This is a genomic window from Pseudomonas yamanorum (assembly GCF_013386765.1).
Lineage (GTDB): Bacteria > Pseudomonadota > Gammaproteobacteria > Pseudomonadales > Pseudomonadaceae > Aquipseudomonas > Aquipseudomonas yamanorum_A.
Genome location: NZ_JACARE010000001.1, coordinates 84,762 through 102,458 on the forward strand (window position 1 = coordinate 84,762; position 17,697 = coordinate 102,458).

Here is a 17,697-nt window from a genome sequence, read left to right on the forward strand (position 1 = left end):
CAGTTTCAAGCACTACACGGATGGCCGACAGGTTTACCTCACACCGATTTGAAAATAATTTCAGTCACGCCGCCTGGATCCGAAATCCGAAGCGCGGGAAGTGCACATGCACGGTGCCGCCACGTTCGTCGGTACGGCGCAGAATCAGCTCCTCGCGGCCGGCAAACAGCAGCTCGCCAGCCACCGGATCGGTGCCGTAGTCGGTGGCGCTGATGGTCACTTGCTGGCCGGGCTTGAAGCCGTTCGGGTCTTCGAAGATTTCTTCCGGCAGGTTGGCGGGCTTGGCGTTGCGCGCAACTTCCAGGGCCTGCTCGGCGCTCATCTGGCTCGACGTGCCATGGCCGAAACCCAACACCCGGCCCAACCAGGCGGCTACAGCGGGATAGGCTTCCACCAGCGGCAAGGTAACCGGCGACCCCATGAGGAACCACAGCGGGTGGGCCAGGGCGAAGTCGGCAATCGACGGTTCGCCAAACAGGAAGTCGCCCTGCTGGTGCTGCAACTGCTGGTTGATACGGCCGATGATCACCGGCCATTGATGCTTGGCCTGATCCAGTTGCACACGGGTTGCCGTACCACCGCTGAATAACTTGCTGCGGTCGGCCACCAGCACCTGGATCATTTCCGGCGGCACTTTGGCGAACTTCACCGCCAGGGACTCCGGCTGGAACACCAGGCTCACCGCATGAGCGAACACCGTCGAATCCGCCCAGGCGGCGAAGCTTTGGCTGACCAGCTCCAGGCCCTGGGGAAACAGGGCCGGCGCGGCCTTTTCCTGCTCCAGGCGGCGGGCGATCTGCGCGGTGTCGCAGTAGATATCGGCGCCGACCTGCAGCACCGGGGTCTTGCGATAGCCACCGGTGAGGGCGGTCAAGTCAGGCTTGGGCATCACCGGCGAGATATGCACCGAACGCCAGGACAGCCCTTTGAATCCCAGCAGCAGGCGGGCTTTTTCAGCAAACGGGGATTGCGGGTAGTGGTGTAGGATCAACTCAGACATGCCAGGCTCCGCTCAATGAGTGAGCGTCCAGCTTAGCCTGCAAACCCGGCGAAGGCGCGCATGGGAACCTATCAGTCAAATTGATGGGCCGATCGCCGCCAGGCACTCCTTGGCGCTTTTCTTCAGCTTCTTGATCAGCCGTTCCTGGCGCAATGCCTCGGCCTTGCTGGTGCATGCTTCGGTGTACACCAGCGCCACCGCCGGGCTCGAAAGGAAAAACCGTGCGCCCTTGCCACTCTGGTGAGAGGCAAAGCGGCGCACCGGGTCATTGCTGATACCGCAATAGAGCGAGCCATTGGCGGCGCGCACCAGGTACACAAACCAGGGCTTGGTTTCGGAGGGAGTCGTCACGGATCAATTCGGCAAACCAAAGGAGCGCCAATCTTATCAACGACTGGCCTGGAACGCCTTCAACCCTTTCAGCGCCTGGGCGCGCACGGCGTTTTTCACCAGCGGTGTCCAGCCCAGCAACAGGCCTTTGGTACCCAGGGCCTGGCGCGACCAGCGCCACAGGTCGAAATGATCGTGGTGCTCGCAGATCTTGCCGTCGCGAAACACAAAGCGCGCCTGGATGTCGTTGACCACGGTATTGCCGGTGGCGCTGAACAGGTAGGTCGCCACCCAGTGCGCGCCGCCGGTGATTTCGTCGCTGCGCACACTGTCGAAGGTCAGGGAAAAATCCTTGGCCCGGGTCGTGAGCATGCGCCACATGTCGCCGGCATCACGCCCGCGCAACTCGCCGAACGCCGGGTCGCTGAACACCACGTCGTCGGTGTAGCAGGCACTCATGGCCTCGGCATCAAGACGCTGGAAGGCACTGTAGAACTCGGTGATCAGGGCGTTATGGGCATCGCTCATGGGCTGGTTCCGCAAAAGGGGTTGGATGGCCGGTACGATAATCCCCAAGGCCCGGGAACACTACTGGCATTAACGCCAGGAATATGCCATCCCACACATCAGGGAACCATCCCACTGCTGCGAGCATAGGCGAACAGGTCCACATCGGTGGAGATACACAGGCGGTTCATGGCCGTGCTTTTCTGTTTGCTGATGGTGGAGATGCTGCGATTGAGCCGGGCGGCAATCTGGCTGACGGTCATGCCGCTGGCCAGCATCCGCACCACCTCGCGCTCCTTGCCGGACAACTTCGGCGTTTGCGACTGGTCGCCAGTACCGGCCAGGTCCAACTGCAGACGCAGGTTTTCACTGACAAAGGTCTTGCCCTCGCTGATGGCCTTGATGGCCATGGGCAGTTCCTTGGCCGAAGCGCTCTTGGCGACAATAGCCCGGGCGCCCTGGGCGAAGGAGGCACGCAAGGTGGCAACATTGGCAAACATCGTCACCAGGATTACCGGCACATCGGGGTACTGGCGCTGCAGCAGGCCCAGCAACACATAGCCGTCGGCCTGTTGATTGCCCGGCATGGCAAAGTCCGTCACCAGCACATCGCAGGGCATGGCATTCAACAGCTTGAGCAGCTCGTCCGGCCCGTTGGCCTCTCCCACCACCTTGCACCGGCCATTGGCCTCTATCACCACTCGCTGACCAACTCGAACGATCGGATGGTCGTCAGCAATAATTACGCGAAGCATAGAAATCCAGACTGATGGCAAATTGATTTAAAAAAATACCCCCGTCCGGCCCGGGCAACAACCGCTGCCCCAACGTCGGTTTTCACCCCGGCCCAGTGTCTTTTAGAGGATGGACTTAACCCTACAAAATAAAAGGAATACACCTACAAAAAAAAGCTACAAACCTTGGTAATACGCCCTACGGATTCAGCTCATTCGTCATAAATCTGTCAAATACCGCAGATAAGCCATCACGTCCTTTTCAAACTGTTGAAGCTCCCGTTGGTTGAGCGCAATGCCGTGATCGCGCACTTGCTCGATCAGTTTCACGGCGCGGGTATCGAGATCGACGCCCCCCAGAAACACCAGGCCACCCACCAGTCGGTGCAGGCACTCGATCGCGGCAGCCCGGTCCAGCAAATGGCAGGCGCGGGCCAGCCCGGCAAAATCCGCATCCGCTTCAGCGCGCAAGCTGTGCAACATCTGGTTGACCATCTGCTCATCGCCGAAGGTGGCGATCAGGTCGGCGCGGGTTGGCCAAGGGGATTGCACCGGCGGCGAGTGCGGGTCGACACCCACGCCGGGCGGCGGCAACCATTGCTCCAGCACGCTACGCAATTGATCAAGGGTCAACGGCTTGGGCAGCCAGGCATCCATGCCCGCCTCCTCGCAACGCCGAAAATCATCCGGGCCAGGGTTGGCGGTCAGGGCAATGATCGGCACGCGCCGGCAACCGCCTGCGCGTTCACGCCGCCTGATCTCCCGTGCCATGCGGTAGCCATCCATCACCGGCATCCGGCAGTCACTGATCACCAGGTCGAAATGGCTCAGGACACAGGCGTTCAACGCCAACTGCCCATTGCAGACCACCTCGTGAAGCAGCCCGAACTTCTGCAAAAACAAGCTCATCAATGTGCGGTAGGTGGGGTGGTCTTCAACCACCAATACCTTCAAATGCTGCCAGTGCGCGGGGGAACGACTCCCGGATACGGGATCCCTTGGCCTCATGGCCACCTCTATATCGGTGCATAGCAGGAGAATCTATCCATACGGATACATACATAGCTATACAAGAACTACGAGAAGACAAACTTTCCTACATCCGCAATCACCTATTCCGACCGGATAAAAATCGCTTTCTTCTGGCCCTTCCGATTCTCGTATTTGTTGTATTTCCCCCCTCCCACCCGACCGCTAAATTGCGCCCCAGCCCAAACGGGCAACCCGCCACCTCATCCGGCGGGCAACTATCCGTACTGACCCAACGCCCAGCGCGCCGGCCTTCCCGCCGCCGCAATGACGCGCCTGTGTCAGTTGACCGAGACCTGGAAACACACCATGAACAAGCACCTGATCGCCCTGGCCAGCACCCTGTTGATCGCCGGCACTTCCTCCGCTTACGCGGCAAGCACGGTCGACCTCGCCGTCAAGGGCATCATCACCCCGAATGCCTGCACCCCGACCCTGTCCGGCGGTGGCGTGATCGACCACGGCAAGATGTCGGCCAAGGACCTGAACGCGACCGCGATCACCCCACTGCCAGCCGCCTCGCTGCAAATGACCATGACCTGTGACGCGCAGATCGCGTTCGCCCTCAAGGCCACCGACAACCGACAGGGCTCCGGGAACGGCAGCTATTTCGGCATGGGCCTCATCAATGGCAACCAAAAACTCGGCAGCTACAGCCTGGAGCTGACCACCCCGCTGGCCGACACCGAGGCCGTGCAGAGCATCGCGTCCTTCGACGGCGGCACCACCTGGGAGCCCTACACCAACTTCGAGAACGGCCTGCTGCTGTCCGTGGCCACGATGGCCGACAGCAGCACCCCACGCCCCACCCAATCACTGGTCGCCAACATCAGCTACAGCGGCTACATCAACCGCACCGACGGGCTGGACCTGAGCAACGAAGTCAACATCGACGGCTCCGCCACCATCGAAGTGATGTACCTGTAACCCGCCCAACGTCATTGCCACTGCAACCAAAGGTTTAGCCCGCTTATGAATTCCTCGACCGTTGTCTTTCTCGCCACCCTGCTGCTTGCGCCCACGGCGCTGGCAATCAGCAAAACCGAACTCACCGTTCAAGGCATCATCACGCCCAGTGCCTGCGACCCCGTGGTCTCCAGTGGAGGTGTGGTGGACTACGGAAAGATGACGGCCAAGGAGCTCAACCCGGAGCAGCCCACTTCATTGCCGCCACAGTTCTTGCGACTGAGCATCCAGTGCGAAGGCCCAACCATGCTCGCACTCGACACCATTGATAACCGTGCCGGTTCGTCCATCAATCAATACCGGCACGGCCTGGGCATGACGCCCAGCAACGAAAAACTCGGGAGCGTCTCCTTTCACCTGCGCAATCCGGTCGCTGACGGCGCCCCAGTCAGAACACTCAACTCCACGGACGGCGGCGCCAGTTGGGTCCCCTCCAGCATGCTGAGTTTCTTCACCCTGACGGCCATCGCCGCCGCAGGTACCAGCACCACTCCGATCGCCATCACCCGGTTTGACGCCGACATGCAGCTGTACACCGCGATCGATGGCACCGACCGCCTGACCGTGCTCGATGAAATCCCCATGGACGGTCATGCAACCTTGCAAATGAAGTACCTGTAAGCCCCTTTTCCCAAAGGAATGTGCAACACATGAACACAACCCGAAACGCCCTGGCAGCGCTGGTGCTGCTGGGCACGAGCGCATCCGCCATGGCAGCGTCCACGGTGGAGCTGATCGTCAAAGGCGTAATCACCCCCAATGCCTGCGAGCCGAGCCTGTCGGGCAACGGCGTGGTGGATTACGGAAAGATCTCGGCCAAGGACCTCAACCTCACCACCTACACCGAATTGCCCAAAACCACCTTGCAGCTGCAAATCACCTGCGACGGCAAGACCCTGTACGCCGTCAAAGGCACCGACAATCGGGTAGGTTCCTCGCCCTACACATTCATTTATGGCCTGGGCCTGATCAACGGTAACCAGAAGTTGGGGGGCTATGGATTACGCCTCAACAGCGCCACGGCTGATAGCGTCGCCACCACCCCGCTGCAGTCCCAGGACAACGGAACTACCTGGATGAGCCTGTATGAGGACTCCGACATAGGCCCAACGGATCTGGCGGCGTTTGGTGACCGGTCCACCGGCGTGTGGTTGCCCATCCCGATCCAGCAACTGATCACCAACCTGGAAGTCAACGCGTTCATCGTCCGCGCGGACAGCCTGGATTTGAGCGACGAACACCCAATCGACGGCTCCGCCACCTTCGAAGTCAAGTACCTGTAAGCCCACCGATGTACATGCCATGGACCGGCGCCCCTGGGACCTCGCCTCTGACTGCGAGGTTCGTTACCTGCACCGAGAAGCGAACGATGAACGGATACCTACGCCTTAGCGCGGCGCTGTTAGTGCTCAACACCAGCTCCACTGTTTTGGCCAGTACCGCCAGCGACATGACCGTCTCCGGCCTCGTCACCCCCAGTTCATGCACCGTCGGTTTGTCCGGCAGCGGCCTGATCGACCACGGCAAAATCCCGGTCCACCGCCTGAACCCCGATACGCCAACGACATTGCCCAGCGAGTGGCTGGATGTGGATATCAACTGCAGTGGGCCGATGCTGTTTGCCTTGATCGGCATGGACAGCCGGGCCGACTCATCGCCTACGCCCGACACCGACTACGGCCTGGGGAAAAACCCCCATGCCACCAGCGAACACCTGGGCTGGGTCGGCCTGGCGTTCGAAAGCGCCCAGGGCGACGGCCAGGCCATGCAGGCGCTGGTGTCAAAAAACCAGGGCAGCAACTGGGTGCCGCAGTCCGAAATTCACCCCAAGACCCTGATGGGTTTTGCCCGGCCCGGCCGGCCGTTTCCCGAACCCATCGTCAGCCTGACCACGCGCATCCGCGCAGACACCACCATCCAGCCAGCGAACCGCCTCAGCCTAAAGCAGGAGGTGCCCCTCGACGGCTCACTGGTGCTGGATTTGCGTTACCTGTAATCAGCCTTTTAGGAACTGCGTCATGAAGACTTACCCAACCTTGAGCCGCGTGCTCGCCAGCCTGGCCATGGGCTGCTTGCTGAGCGCCCGGGCACACGCCGACGGCATGGTGCCCGACACCTCGGTGGTGATTGTCAACGAGGCCGACGGTGAAGCTTCAGTGTCGGTGACCAACACCGACGGCAAGCTCGCCCTGTTGCACGTCACCCTTGAAGACGTACCGGAAGACACCGAACCGCTGCTGTTTGTCACCCCGCCCCTGGCCCGGGTCGAAGCCGACAAGAGTCAATTGGTGCGCTTCATTTTGCAGAACCGCGAACCGCTGCAGACCCAACGCCTGAAGCGGGTGATTTTCGAAGGCATGCCCAAGGACCGCGCCGCAGTGCCCAGCGGGCATGCGCGGGTGGGCGTGACGGTGCGCCAGAACCTGCCGGTGATCATCCACCCCAAGGGCCTGGCGCCCAACCGTACGCCATGGACAGGCCTGGCCTGGTCACTGGGCAACGGCCACCTGAAGGTGGCGAACGACACCAAATACGTGGTGCGCATGGCCCAGGAACTGCACCTGCTGCCGGGCAACGGCAAGGCCGTGCTGCCGCGCACCTACATCCTGCCCGGCGAGACCCTGAGCATCAAAGCACCGCCCGGCCCTGCGAGTTCGGTGCGGATGCAGCCGGCGACCGTCTACGGCTTTGCCGTCGCCGCCTTTGAAGCGCCCGTCATCGCAGAAAACGCCCAATAACGAAGTGACAGCCCAGTGACCGTCACCGGGAAGCCCGCCCACCGCAGGCTTCCATAACTTGAGTGCCTTACGTGAACACAGTCACCACTGACCCGGCTGGCGAAGCCGTGCCCGGTTTTCCTCATCGTCTTTTCGGCAGGCGGCTGGCCTGCGCCGCCCTGCCGCTGGCCAATGCACTGCTGTTGAGCCCCGCCTGGGCCGAGGGTTCGCCATCGGGCCAGGCGTTTGACCCGCAAACCCTGCACCAACGCGGCATCGATCCGGAACTGGCCTACCTGCTGCTGGACGCGCCGAGCTACACCAGTGGCCGGCACGCCGTAAGCCTGACGGTCAACGGCCAGCGCCGGGGTCGGGTCGACGCGCAGTTCGACCGCCAGGGCGCGCTGTGCTTCGACCGTGCCTTGCTCGACGCCGGCGACCTGGTGGTGCCGGCACCGCTGGGCGACAGCGGCTGCCATGACTTTCTCGGCGAATACCCGCAAACCATGGTGGAGCAGGATCCGGCCAGCCTGAGCATCACCCTGGTGGTGCCCACCGAGTCCCTGCGCCCTCGGCAACGGGAGCTGTCGGGCTATGAAACCGGCGGTTTTGCCGGGCTGCTCAACTATGACGTGAGTGGGCTGTACAACCGTTATGGCGATGATGCCAGCCGGTTCGGCTCGGCCAACACCGAGGTGGGGTTCAATGCCGGCGACTGGATCGTACGCAGCCGCCAGGTGCAGACCTGGCAGGATTCCCGTTCGAGCAGCACGCACCTGGAAGCGTACGCCCAGCGTACCTTTGCCGAACAACAAGCCGTGTTGCAGGCCGGGCAGATCAACCTCTATAACCCGGTACTGGCCTCGGCGCAGATCACCGGGGCGCAGGTGTTCACCGAACAGGCGCTGCAAGACCAGGCACAGGGCGCAACCATCAACGGCATCGCCAACAGCCCGGCGCAGGTCGAGGTGCGGCAGAACGGTGCGCTGATCCATTCCACGGTGGTGCCCGCAGGCCCGTTCTCGTTGACCGATGTGCGGCGCTTGAACGCCCGCTCCGACGTCGAGGTGACCGTCAAGGAAAGCACCGGCGAGGAGCGCCGCTTCACCGTACCGGCGGTCATGCTCGGCATTGGCTTGCCCGCGCCGGGGTATTCAGTGGGCGCCGGGCGGGTGCGCAATATTGGCAACACCCGCGGCGAGGATCCGTGGGTGGTCAGCACCGGATGGACCGGCCCATTGAGCCCCCGGCTCAGCCTGAGTGCCGGTGCGCTGATGGCCGAGGATTATCGTGCGACGGGCGCCAGCCTGGGGCTGCTGCCATGGCCGAACGGCCAGTTGCAACTGGCGACCCAACTCGCCGATACCCAGACCCACCCGCACGAACGCGGGGTACAGACCGACCTGTCACTGTCCCAGCGCCTGGGGCAGCAATGGTCGATCACCGCTGGCACGTCCCATCGCACCGAGGGCTACCGGGAACTGCAGGACACCGCCTATGAACCTCGGGACAACGACGCCCGTCGTTCGCGTTACCGTGACCAGCAAAGCCTGTCCTTGGGCTGGGCGCATCCCTGGCTCGGCGCCTTCAACGCCGGCATCTCGCGCACCAACACCTTCGACGGCCGGGACAGCAGCCGCGCCCTCGCCTCCTGGGGCACCAGTGTGCGCGGCGTGTCGCTGTCAGCCAGCGCCGAATGGCAAGTCAGTGGCCAACGCAACGATGAGAACGCGGTGTACCTGAGCCTCAGCGTGCCCCTGGGGGAAACCCGCCGGGGCCGGGCCTGGGTGCGCAACTCCGGCGGCGAACACCGCATCGGGCTGGGGGTGAGCGAACAGGTCGATGATCAATTGAGTTACCGGGTCAGCGCCGAACACGACAGCCGCGATCACCAGGTGGAATCGACCCTGGGCGTTTCCTACCTGCCGCGCTACGCCCAACTGGACCTCAACTACAGCCGCTCGGACGCCGAACGCTCCAGTTACCAGGGCGGCATCCGGGGCGGGATCGTCGCTCACAGTGACGGCGTGACCTTCTCGCCGTACCCGGTGCGCGACACCTTCGCCCTGGTGTCCGTGGGCGACATGCCCGGGATCAAACTCAGCACCCCAAGCGGCCCGGTCTGGACCGATGGCCAGGGCCAGGCGGTGGTCTCGCAGGTGGCCGCCTATGGCCGCAGCCCGGTGGAAGTGCAAACCCGCTCGTTGCCGCGCAACGCCGACATCAGCAATGGCCTGGCGGTGATTTCGGCCGGGCGCGGCGCGGTGGACCGCGTCGAGTTCGGCGTGGCCATGACCCGTCGCGCCCTGCTGACGGTGACCACCGACCACGGCGCGCCCCTGCCCCGCGGCGCCACGGTGAGCACCGCCGACGGCGAGTTCGTGACCCTGGTGCAGGAAGGCAGCCAGGTCTTTTTGCCCAACGTGCTGGACCCGCGTCGCTTGTGGGTCAAGGCACCCGGCACCCAACGCTGTGAGCTGAACTTTGCGCTGCCGGAAAAAGCCGACCCGCAGGTGTATTTCGAAACCGCCCCTGCCCGATGCCTGGCGCCATGAGGAACTCTGTGATGAACCGACTATTGCTGGCAGCCCTGGCCCTCGGCGCCCTGCCCGTGGCCCAGGCCGAAGATTGCCGTCTGAACCTCAGCGAGTCACGCCTGGATTTCGGCGTGATGAACCGCACGATCCACCGTGCACCGAGCGCTGAAACCCTACTGGGGGAGCGGCGCCTGAGTTTGACGATCAACTGCCCGCAACCCAGCGACATGAGCCTGTTTTACCGGGCATTGGCCGGCCACGGCGAGCGGTTTCGCTTTACCGACCGAGGCAGCTACGAGGTGCAGGTGAGCGACGCGGTGCTGGATGGCCAGGCCGTGGAATTGGGCCTGATTGCTGGCCAGGGCCAGGCGCCAGGCACGCGGGCCAACGTCCTCGCCTGGCGCCCGGACCAGGGCATCGTGCCGTTACGCGATGGCGTGCCAGCAACCGGCAGCGCGTTTTCCGTGCAACTACTGGTCAATGCCTGGGCCCAGGCCGATGCCACTCTGGTACGCGATGCCGTGACCTGGGAGACCTCCGGGCTGTTCGACGCAGTGGGCACCGGCCAGGCGCGGGAGTTGACCCTGCAAGCCGGCTTCGCCCCGGCCGCCTGCACCGCCAACTTGTCCAACGGCGGCATCGTCGATTTTGGCCGCATGTGGGCCAAGAGCCTGAACGCCGACAAGGAAAACGCCCTGGCTTCACGCAGCCTGATGCTGGGCATCGGTTGCGACGGGCCGACGCGTTTTACCCTGCGCATGCAAGACAACCGCAACGGCACCGCCACCGGCGGCACCGACGAAACCGCCTACGGCCTGGGGGTGGACAACAGCCGCAATAACATCGGCCGTTACTACCTCTACTTCGACCCCTTCGACCTGCAGGCCGACACCCTGCCCCAGGTGTACCGCACCGACTCCACCACCAACGGCGTGGCCTGGAGCAGCTCCAGCGCCTACCCGATTCCCATCGGCAGCAACAGCCTGCTGGGGTTCACCGACACACCCGGCAGCCACGCAGGCCCCACGGCGATCCAGAACCTGAACGGGCAGATCAGCGTCAGGGCCATTCTGGCACCGATGAACACTCTGGACCTGAGCACCGAAGTACTGCTCGACGGCTCGGGCACGATTGAAATTCTCTACCTCTAACCACCCGCAAAGGACACTGTGATGAACACACGCCTGCTTTCCCTCGCCTCTCTTTCACTGCTGGCCTTCAGCACTGCGACGTTCGCGGCCTCCCGCACCGAGTTTGCAGTCACCGGGTTGATCACCCCCAGCGCCTGCACCCCGGGGCTGTCGAGCGCCGGGGTGATCGATTACGGCAAGATTTCCCAGCAAGACCTGAACAGCGACACCGGCACCCGCCTGCCGATCCAGAACCTGAACGTGAACATCAGTTGCAACGGCCCCATCCGTTTCGCCCTGCGCATGCACGACAATCGCGACGGTTCGGCCAACGTCAACAGCGAGATCTACTACGGACTGGGGCTGGATAAAAGCGGCAACAAGATCGGCCTGTACTACCTGAGCTTCGACCCGGCGCAAACCATGACCGACAGCCTGGCCCAGGTGTATGGCACCGAATCCACCACTGGCGGCGTGGCCTGGCGCAGCGCCAACAGCAACCCGATCGACATCGGCGCCCGCAGCTACCTGGGGTTTACCGACACCGTCGGCAGTACGAGCGGGCCAGCGGCGATTCAAAATCTGATCAGCATCGTCAAGGTACAGACGGTGATCGCCGCCAAGCGCAACCTGGACCTCAGCAGCGAGGTCTACATGGACGGCTCCAGCACCCTGGAAGTGCTCTACCTCTAAACCTTCTCGCTGGTCACCGCCACATACCGCGCGCGCCCGGCGCCCAGGCCGGCCACGATGGCGCCCAGGCCGATCACCGCGAAAATCCAGCCGGTGGCGCCCCAGCCACCCGTCCAGTCGTGTACCAGGCCGACTGCAAACGGCCCCATGGACGCCAGGGTATAACCGATACCCTGGGCCATGCTCGACAGGTTGGCCGCCACATGGGAATCCCGCGAGCGCAGCACAATCAGGGTCAGCGCCAGGCTGAACGTACCGCCCTGGCCCAGGCCCAGCAGAATCGCCCAGCCCCACAAACCGTCCAGCGGCGCATACAGGCAACCGAACAGGCCGCCCAGCGTCAGCACCATCACCACCACGATGGCCAGACGCTGATCCTTGCCGCGTGTCGCCAGCCACGGCGCGGCCAGGGAACTGGCCAGTTGCACGATCACCGAGCCGGAGAGCACCAGGCCGGCCTGGGTGGCGGTCAGGCCACGGCCGATGAGAATCGACGGCAACCAGCCAAACACGATGTAGGCCAGGGACGATTGCAGGCCCATGTACAAGGTCACCTGCCAGGCCAGCGGATCACGCAATAAACCCTTCACCCGATAAGCCACATGATGCGCGCCATGCTTCTGGCCGACCTGCGGCAGCCAAAACAGCGCGGCGACCAACGCCGGGAGAATCCAGAAGCCCAGGCCGATGTTCCAGCTGTCGCCGAAGTAATGACTCAGCGGCACCGTGGAACCCGCCGCCAGCGCCGCGCCCAGGCACAGGGCCATGGTGTACACGCCGGTCATGGTGCCCGCCTGTTTGGCGAAGTCGCGCTTGACGATGCCCGGCAGCAGCACACCGATGATGCCGATACTCGCACCGGCCAACAGGCTGCCGGCGAACAGCCCGACTTCACCGAAAGAACTGCGCAGGATAATGCCGCCCGCCAGGGTCAACAGGATCCCCAGTACCACCCGCTCGGCGCCAAAACGTCGGGCCAGGATCGGTGCCAACGGCGCAAACAGGCCCAGGCAAAGCACGGGCAAGGTGGTCAGCAGGCCGGCCTTTGCCGCCGACAAACCGAGGCTGCTGGAAACTTCCGCCAACAGCGGCGACATGCTCGACAGCGCCGGACGCAGGTTCAACGCCACCAGAATCAGGCCCAGCAGCAACAGCCACGGGCGACTCACCGCCGGCGGGCTGTGCTGCACCTCGTCGTCATCGGCTTCAGCGTCGATCAGCAGTTCTTCAAGGGCATTTTCTGAACGGGGCATGAGGTTCTCGGGTTCAAGGTTCATTGATCAACTGCCGGGACAGGGCCTTGGCGCGTTCCGGGTCCTGCTGCTCTACGGCATCGAGCAAGGCGCCGTGCAAATCGAACACCGCTTGCCGGCGGGGCTGGATGTTCAGGGTCTGGCGCAGTTGCGCGCCGACGATACTGGAGAAGTACTGGTACAGCTCGCTCAAGGCCGGGTTGTGGGCGGCGTTCACCAGGCGTTTGTGGAACACCAGGTCGCAGCTGATGTAGTGCTCCAGGTCGCCGTGGTAATGCTCGGCGCTAGTTTTCAATGCTTCGCGCAAGGCGACCAGGTCGGCATCGGTTCGCCGTAACGCTGCCAGGCCGCTGGCCTCGACTTCAAGAATCTGCCGTGTCTCCTGGGCCTGGGCCAGGGTGCAATGGGACAAGGCTTTCATCGCGCCCAACGGGTCGGTCATGGAGCGCAGGTAGCTGCCGTCGCCCTGGCGGATCTCGATCAACCCGGAAAACGCCAACACCCGCATGGCTTCACGCACGGTGTTGCGGCTTATGCCCAGCTCGGCAGACAACTCGGGCTCGGTGGGCAGGCGCTCGCCGATGGCCCATACGCCTTGGGTGATGCGTTGGCGCAACTGGTCCAGAGCCTGGTCGACGAGGGAGCGTTTTATCAGGGGTGCGATGTCTGTCATGGATTTCGTCCTTTCATCCAATCATAGGATGAATTTTCCTACATGGTAGTCAGACTTGCCTACAAGGGCAACGCACTAGGGTTGATTGGGTAACAAAAGGAGCGGGATTTACGATTGATAAAATTACCCTTAGAGGGTAATTTCGGCTTCAGGTGTCTTATGGAAAAGTACACACCTCATTACGATTTGGCGGTGATAAAGGCGGATGTCAGGCGGCTTGGGAAGAAAGCATTTACCAATACCGCAGGAAGGACCGGCCAGGATATGGGCCTGACTATTGAAGAGATGCAGGCAGTCATTTTCGAACTGCAAACCAAGCTGTTGTACAAATCGATGACCACCTATGAAGACCATCGAGTGTGGCAGGACGTGTACCACACGAACTCACAAGATCTGGAGATTTATATAAAGGTGACGTACCGCCCTGCCGGCGGCCCACCCGTAATCTCCTTCAAGGAGAAAAACCCATGAAAACCCAGCAATGTTTCAGCTGCGGCGCGCGTGAGGGCATGACACATTTCGAAGGGCGCGGCGAAACCATGAGCGTCAAGGGCATGGAGCGCCGTGTCGATAATCTTTCTGGTTGGGAGTGCCAGAAGTGCGGAGAAATCGAATGGGATCCCGAAAGTTCGGAGCGCCACGGGCAAGCCGGCGATGAACTGGTTATCGCCGCCCGGCAAATGATCGGCGTCGAGATGAAGCGTATCCGTCGCAAACTACACCTTACGCAAAAAGAAACCGTGCAACTGCTGTCCGGTGGCGGGCACAACGCATTTTCGCGTTACGAGCGCGGCGAGATTCTTCCGCCCAAGGCATTGATGCTGCTGATGCGCCTCCTGGATCGTTACCCGCATTTGCTCGCTGACGCAAAGGCCCTGGCCGAAGGTGCCGATCTGCGAGGAGCGTTTAAATATACCGAGCACAAGGAGCATGAAAGTCTTACGGTGGCCTGAACCGCAAAAAACCCGGCACAAGGCCGGGTTTATTTTTAAGCGTTACTCCCGCATCAATGCAAAATCTGGCTCAAGAACAACTTGGTCCGATCATTCTGCGGGTTGTCGAAGAAGTCATTCGGCGCTGCCTGCTCCACGATCTCGCCCTTGTCCATGAAGATCACGCGGTTGGCCACGGTGCGGGCAAAGCCCATTTCGTGGGTCACGCAGAGCATGGTCATGCCGTCTTCGGCCAGGCCGATCATGGTGTCGAGAACTTCCTTCACCATCTCCGGGTCGAGTGCCGAAGTCGGCTCATCGAACAGCATGATTTTCGGTTTCATGCACAGCGCACGGGCAATCGCCACGCGCTGTTGCTGGCCGCCGGACAGTTGCCCCGGAAACTTGTGGGCCTGCTCCGGAATACGCACGCGCTCAAGGTAATGCATGGCGATTTCCTCGGCCTTGCGCTTGGGCATCTTGCGTACCCACATCGGAGCCAGCGTGCAGTTCTGCAGGATGGTCAGGTGCGGGAACAGGTTGAAGTGCTGGAACACCATGCCGACTTCGCGGCGGATCGCTTCGATCTGCTTGAGGTCGTTGGTCAGTTCCACGCCATCGACCACGATGCGGCCCTGCTGGTGCTCTTCCAGGCGGTTGAGGCAGCGGATGGTGGTGGACTTGCCGGAACCCGACGGGCCGCACAGCACGATACGTTCGCCCTGCTTGACGTTCAGGTTGATGTCTTTCAACACGTGGAACTGGCCGTACCACTTGTTGACGCCCTGCATCTGAATAATGCCTTCAGGGCTCACAGGCTGTTTGATCGCTTCACTCATCACAAAACTCCTAACGCTTGTGGCCTGTGTCCAGCTTGTGTTCCAAATGAATGGAATAGCGGGACATACCAAAACAGAAAATCCAGAACACCAGGGCGGCGAACACGTAGCCTTCAGTGGCCATGCCCAACCATTTCGGGTCGGCGGCGGCTTGCTTGACGCTGTTGAGCAGGTCGAACAGGCCGATGATGATCACGAGACTGGTGTCCTTGAACAACGCGATAAACGTGTTGACGATGCCCGGGATCACCATCTTCAGGGCTTGCGGCAGAATCACCAGGCCCATGCTGCGCCAGTAGCCCAGGCCCATCGCGGCGGCAGCTTCGTACTGCCCCTTGGGAATCGCCTGCAAGCCACCGCGCACCACTTCAGCCACATAGGCCGACTGGAACAGGATCACGCCGATCAACGCCCGCAGCAGCTTGTCGATGCCCATGCCTTCCGGCAGGAACAGCGGCAACATCACCGACGACATGAACAGCACCGTGATCAACGGCACACCACGCCAGAATTCGATGAAGGTCACGCAGACCACACGAATGGCGGGCATGTTCGAACGCCGCCCCAGCGCCAGCACAATGCCCAGCGGCAAGGCGCCGGCGATGCCGACGGTGGCGATCACCAGGGTCAGCATCAAGCCGCCCCATTGGCTGGTCGCCACGTTGGTCATGCCGAAGATCCCGCCGTGGAGCAGGAAGTAGGCAACGATCGGGTACACCACCAAAAAGCTCAGGCCGTAGACCGCCTTGCGCGTAAAGCGCGAGATGAACAGCGGCGCCACGCCCACGATGGCCAGCCACACGGTCAGGTCCACGCGCCAGCGCAGGTCGCCTGGGTAGTAGCCGTACATGAACTGCCCGAAGCGCTGTTGGATAAACACCCAGCACGCGCCTTCCTTGGTGCAGTCGGCACGGGTGGTGCCGACCCAGTTCGCATCGAGAATCGCCCAGTGCAGGATCGGCGGCACGACCAGGTAGATCAGGTAAAACGCCAACAGCGTCAGCAGGGTGTTGAGCCAGCTGGAAAACAGGTTGGCGCGCATCCATGCCATCGGCCCGAACACTTTGCTCGGTGGCGGCATATCAGGTTTGAAAGTATGCGTACTCATGCAGGTTTCCTCACCGCTCGATCAGCGCAATGCGCTTGTTGTACCAGTTCATCAGCAGGGAAATGCTGATGCTGATCGCCAGGTACACGCTCATGGTGATGGCAATAACCTCGATAGCCTGACCGGTCTGGTTGAGCACCGTGCCGGCAAACAGCGAAACCATTTCCGGGTAACCGATACCGGCGGCCAGTGACGAGTTTTTCGCCAGGTTCAGGTATTGGCTGGTCAGCGGCGGGATGATCACGCGCAGGGCCTGCGGAATGATCACTTTGCGCAGGGTCGGACCGTTGCGCAGCCCGAGGGAACGCGCGGCTTCGGTCTGGCCGTGGCTGACGGACTTGATGCCTGAACGCACGATCTCGGCGATAAATGCCGCGGTGTACACGGTCAGGGCCAGGGTCAGCGCCAGCAGCTCGGGAATCAGTACCCAGCCGCCCACAAAGTTGAAGCCTTGCAGCTTGGGCATTTCCCAGTGCAGCGGCGCGCCGAACACCAGGGCGCACAGCGCAGGGATCACCACCAACAGTGCCAGGCCGGCCCAGAACTTGTGGAAGGGAACGCCAGTGGCTTCAAAGCGTTTGTTGGCCCAGCGGGCCATCAGCACAATGGCAACGATTGCCACCACTACGCTGATCACGAACGGCCAGAATCCGTCCGCCGCCAACGCGGCAGGCATATTCAGGCCACGGCTGCTGACAAAGAATGTGTCACCGAAGTTATGGCTGTTGCGCGGCCCCGGCATCGTCAGGAAGACCGCGAAGTACCAGAACAGGATTTGCAGCAGCGGCGGAATGTTGCGGAACACTTCCACATACACGGTCGCCAGCTTGTTGATCATCCAGTTGGGTGACAAACGCGCCACACCGATGATGAACCCGAGGATGGTCGCCAGGACCACGCCGATCACGGTCACCAGCAAAGTGTTAAGCAGACCGATCACAAAGACCCGGGCATAGCTGTCCGATTCGGTGTAGTCGATCAGGTGCTGAGCGATGCCGAAGCCGGCACTGCGCTCAAGAAAGTCGAAACCCGAGGTGATGCCCCGGTGTTGAAGGTTGGTTTGCGTGTTGTTGAACAGGTACCAGCCCAACGAGACCACCGCCACAATCGTGATGATCTGGAATAGCCACGCACGCACTTTTGGATCACTGAAGCTGAGCTTCTGTTTTGGTGCGCCGATTTGATTTTGCATTAAGTGCCCCAGGAATAATGGAACAGAACATCACCCGGCGGTTGGCCCACCGGGTGA

General features: G+C 62.0%; 20 protein-coding genes. 10 read left to right on the plus strand and 10 right to left on the minus strand.

The window, feature by feature from the left end:
* Positions 1–64 precede the first annotated feature (64 nt).
* The 5 genes from HX875_RS00330 to HX875_RS00350 all read right to left on the minus strand — a co-directional run bounded on the left by HX875_RS00330 (position 65) and on the right by HX875_RS00350 (position 3,579).
* Positions 65–1,000 carry a glutathione S-transferase family protein gene (locus tag HX875_RS00330; protein ID WP_177040755.1) on the minus strand — a complete coding sequence of 312 codons (936 nt, stop codon included), beginning with the start codon at positions 998–1,000 and terminating at the stop codon, positions 65–67.
* Between the two features lie 75 nt (positions 1,001–1,075).
* Positions 1,076–1,351, minus strand: a complete 276-nt coding sequence (locus tag HX875_RS00335) for a GIY-YIG nuclease family protein (RefSeq protein WP_177040757.1) — start codon at positions 1,349–1,351, stop codon at positions 1,076–1,078.
* A 36-nt stretch (positions 1,352–1,387) separates the two neighbouring features.
* Positions 1,388–1,858, minus strand: a complete 471-nt coding sequence (locus HX875_RS00340) for a nuclear transport factor 2 family protein (protein WP_177040759.1) — start codon at positions 1,856–1,858, stop codon at positions 1,388–1,390.
* Between the two features lie 98 nt (positions 1,859–1,956).
* Positions 1,957–2,592, minus strand: a complete 636-nt coding sequence (locus HX875_RS00345; RefSeq protein WP_177040761.1) for a response regulator transcription factor — start codon at positions 2,590–2,592, stop codon at positions 1,957–1,959.
* A gap of 198 nt (positions 2,593–2,790) precedes the next feature.
* Positions 2,791–3,579: a response regulator gene (locus HX875_RS00350; RefSeq protein ID WP_177040763.1), complete on the minus strand. Its 789-nt coding sequence runs from the start codon at positions 3,577–3,579 to the stop codon at positions 2,791–2,793.
* Between the two features lie 330 nt (positions 3,580–3,909).
* Here HX875_RS00350 and HX875_RS00355 point away from each other — a divergent pair, with 330 nt between their 5' ends.
* The 8 genes from HX875_RS00355 (at position 3,910) to HX875_RS00390 (ending at position 11,643) form a co-directional block, all read left to right on the plus strand.
* Complete coding sequence (locus HX875_RS00355; protein ID WP_177040765.1) at positions 3,910–4,527, plus strand: DUF1120 domain-containing protein; 618 nt, start codon at positions 3,910–3,912, stop codon at positions 4,525–4,527.
* A 45-nt stretch (positions 4,528–4,572) separates the two neighbouring features.
* Positions 4,573–5,187, plus strand: coding sequence for a DUF1120 domain-containing protein (locus HX875_RS00360; RefSeq protein ID WP_177040767.1), 615 nt, complete (start codon positions 4,573–4,575; stop codon positions 5,185–5,187).
* Between the two features lie 29 nt (positions 5,188–5,216).
* Positions 5,217–5,849 carry a DUF1120 domain-containing protein gene (locus HX875_RS00365; protein ID WP_177040769.1) on the plus strand — a complete coding sequence of 211 codons (633 nt, stop codon included), beginning with the start codon at positions 5,217–5,219 and terminating at the stop codon, positions 5,847–5,849.
* Positions 5,850–5,935: 86 nt separating this feature from the next.
* Complete coding sequence (locus HX875_RS00370) at positions 5,936–6,562, plus strand: DUF1120 domain-containing protein (protein ID WP_177040771.1); 627 nt, start codon at positions 5,936–5,938, stop codon at positions 6,560–6,562.
* A gap of 22 nt (positions 6,563–6,584) precedes the next feature.
* Complete coding sequence (locus HX875_RS00375; protein ID WP_177040773.1) at positions 6,585–7,304, plus strand: fimbria/pilus chaperone family protein; 720 nt, start codon at positions 6,585–6,587, stop codon at positions 7,302–7,304.
* Positions 7,305–7,375: 71 nt separating this feature from the next.
* A complete protein-coding gene (locus HX875_RS00380; RefSeq protein WP_177040775.1) occupies positions 7,376–9,838 on the plus strand; it encodes a fimbria/pilus outer membrane usher protein in 2,463 nt (820 codons plus the stop codon).
* Positions 9,839–9,849: 11 nt separating this feature from the next.
* The gene (locus HX875_RS00385) at positions 9,850–10,971 is read left to right on the plus strand and encodes a DUF1120 domain-containing protein (RefSeq protein WP_177040777.1); all 1,122 of its coding nucleotides are present in this window, start codon (positions 9,850–9,852) and stop codon (positions 10,969–10,971) included.
* A 21-nt stretch (positions 10,972–10,992) separates the two neighbouring features.
* Entirely contained in the window at positions 10,993–11,643 is a 651-nt protein-coding gene (locus HX875_RS00390) for a DUF1120 domain-containing protein (RefSeq protein ID WP_177040779.1), read from the plus strand.
* Here HX875_RS00390 and HX875_RS00395 read toward each other — a convergent pair.
* Together HX875_RS00395 and HX875_RS00400 are read right to left on the minus strand one after the other, a co-directional pair.
* Positions 11,640–12,920, minus strand: coding sequence for a CynX/NimT family MFS transporter (locus tag HX875_RS00395; protein ID WP_177040781.1), 1,281 nt, complete (start codon positions 12,918–12,920; stop codon positions 11,640–11,642). The genes HX875_RS00390 and HX875_RS00395 overlap by 4 nt on opposite strands.
* Positions 12,910–13,569: a FadR/GntR family transcriptional regulator gene (locus HX875_RS00400; RefSeq protein WP_177040784.1), complete on the minus strand. Its 660-nt coding sequence runs from the start codon at positions 13,567–13,569 to the stop codon at positions 12,910–12,912. The genes HX875_RS00395 and HX875_RS00400 overlap by 11 nt, the downstream gene beginning before the upstream one ends.
* Positions 13,570–13,728: 159 nt before the next feature.
* On the opposite strand from HX875_RS00400, the gene HX875_RS00405 reads away from it, so the two are divergent.
* Together HX875_RS00405 and HX875_RS00410 are read left to right on the plus strand one after the other, a co-directional pair.
* Complete coding sequence (locus tag HX875_RS00405; protein WP_177040787.1) at positions 13,729–14,040, plus strand: type II toxin-antitoxin system MqsR family toxin; 312 nt, start codon at positions 13,729–13,731, stop codon at positions 14,038–14,040.
* Positions 14,037–14,522: a type II TA system antitoxin MqsA family protein gene (locus HX875_RS00410; RefSeq protein WP_177040788.1), complete on the plus strand. Its 486-nt coding sequence runs from the start codon at positions 14,037–14,039 to the stop codon at positions 14,520–14,522. The genes HX875_RS00405 and HX875_RS00410 overlap by 4 nt, the downstream gene beginning before the upstream one ends.
* A 53-nt stretch (positions 14,523–14,575) precedes the next feature.
* Here HX875_RS00410 and HX875_RS00415 read toward each other — a convergent pair whose 3' ends face one another.
* Genes HX875_RS00415 through HX875_RS00425 form a run of 3 tightly spaced genes read right to left on the minus strand, consistent with a single transcriptional unit; the run spans position 14,576 to position 17,640 of the window.
* On the minus strand, positions 14,576–15,340 hold the full coding sequence (locus tag HX875_RS00415) for an amino acid ABC transporter ATP-binding protein (protein WP_003171943.1): 765 nt from the start codon (positions 15,338–15,340) through the stop codon (positions 14,576–14,578).
* A gap of 10 nt (positions 15,341–15,350) precedes the next feature.
* Entirely contained in the window at positions 15,351–16,448 is a 1,098-nt protein-coding gene (locus HX875_RS00420) for an amino acid ABC transporter permease (protein WP_177040790.1), read from the minus strand.
* Positions 16,449–16,458: 10 nt separating this feature from the next.
* Positions 16,459–17,640, minus strand: a complete 1,182-nt coding sequence (locus HX875_RS00425) for an amino acid ABC transporter permease (protein ID WP_177040792.1) — start codon at positions 17,638–17,640, stop codon at positions 16,459–16,461.
* Positions 17,641–17,697 lie beyond the last annotated feature (57 nt).

Excerpts from the sequence above, each read along its gene's own strand:
- HX875_RS00330 (WP_177040755.1), bottom strand. The coding sequence starts at position 1,000 with ATGTCTGAGTTGATCCTACACCACTACCCGCAATCCCCGTTTGCTGAA.
- HX875_RS00340 (WP_177040759.1), bottom strand. The coding sequence starts at position 1,858 with ATGAGCGATGCCCATAACGCCCTGATCACCGAGTTCTACAGTGCCTTC.
- HX875_RS00345 (WP_177040761.1), bottom strand. The coding sequence starts at position 2,592 with ATGCTTCGCGTAATTATTGCTGACGACCATCCGATCGTTCGAGTTGGT.
- HX875_RS00350 (WP_177040763.1), bottom strand. The coding sequence starts at position 3,579 with ATGAGGCCAAGGGATCCCGTATCCGGGAGTCGTTCCCCCGCGCACTGG.
- HX875_RS00355 (WP_177040765.1), top strand. The coding sequence starts at position 3,910 with ATGAACAAGCACCTGATCGCCCTGGCCAGCACCCTGTTGATCGCCGGC.
- HX875_RS00360 (WP_177040767.1), top strand. The coding sequence starts at position 4,573 with ATGAATTCCTCGACCGTTGTCTTTCTCGCCACCCTGCTGCTTGCGCCC.
- HX875_RS00365 (WP_177040769.1), top strand. The coding sequence starts at position 5,217 with ATGAACACAACCCGAAACGCCCTGGCAGCGCTGGTGCTGCTGGGCACG.
- HX875_RS00370 (WP_177040771.1), top strand. The coding sequence starts at position 5,936 with ATGAACGGATACCTACGCCTTAGCGCGGCGCTGTTAGTGCTCAACACC.
- HX875_RS00375 (WP_177040773.1), top strand. The coding sequence starts at position 6,585 with ATGAAGACTTACCCAACCTTGAGCCGCGTGCTCGCCAGCCTGGCCATG.
- HX875_RS00385 (WP_177040777.1), top strand. The coding sequence starts at position 9,850 with ATGAACCGACTATTGCTGGCAGCCCTGGCCCTCGGCGCCCTGCCCGTG.
- HX875_RS00390 (WP_177040779.1), top strand. The coding sequence starts at position 10,993 with ATGAACACACGCCTGCTTTCCCTCGCCTCTCTTTCACTGCTGGCCTTC.
- HX875_RS00395 (WP_177040781.1), bottom strand. The coding sequence starts at position 12,920 with ATGAACCTTGAACCCGAGAACCTCATGCCCCGTTCAGAAAATGCCCTT.
- HX875_RS00400 (WP_177040784.1), bottom strand. The coding sequence starts at position 13,569 with ATGACAGACATCGCACCCCTGATAAAACGCTCCCTCGTCGACCAGGCT.
- HX875_RS00405 (WP_177040787.1), top strand. The coding sequence starts at position 13,729 with ATGGAAAAGTACACACCTCATTACGATTTGGCGGTGATAAAGGCGGAT.
- HX875_RS00410 (WP_177040788.1), top strand. The coding sequence starts at position 14,037 with ATGAAAACCCAGCAATGTTTCAGCTGCGGCGCGCGTGAGGGCATGACA.
- HX875_RS00415 (WP_003171943.1), bottom strand. The coding sequence starts at position 15,340 with ATGAGTGAAGCGATCAAACAGCCTGTGAGCCCTGAAGGCATTATTCAG.
- HX875_RS00420 (WP_177040790.1), bottom strand. The coding sequence starts at position 16,448 with ATGAGTACGCATACTTTCAAACCTGATATGCCGCCACCGAGCAAAGTG.
- HX875_RS00425 (WP_177040792.1), bottom strand. The coding sequence starts at position 17,640 with ATGCAAAATCAAATCGGCGCACCAAAACAGAAGCTCAGCTTCAGTGAT.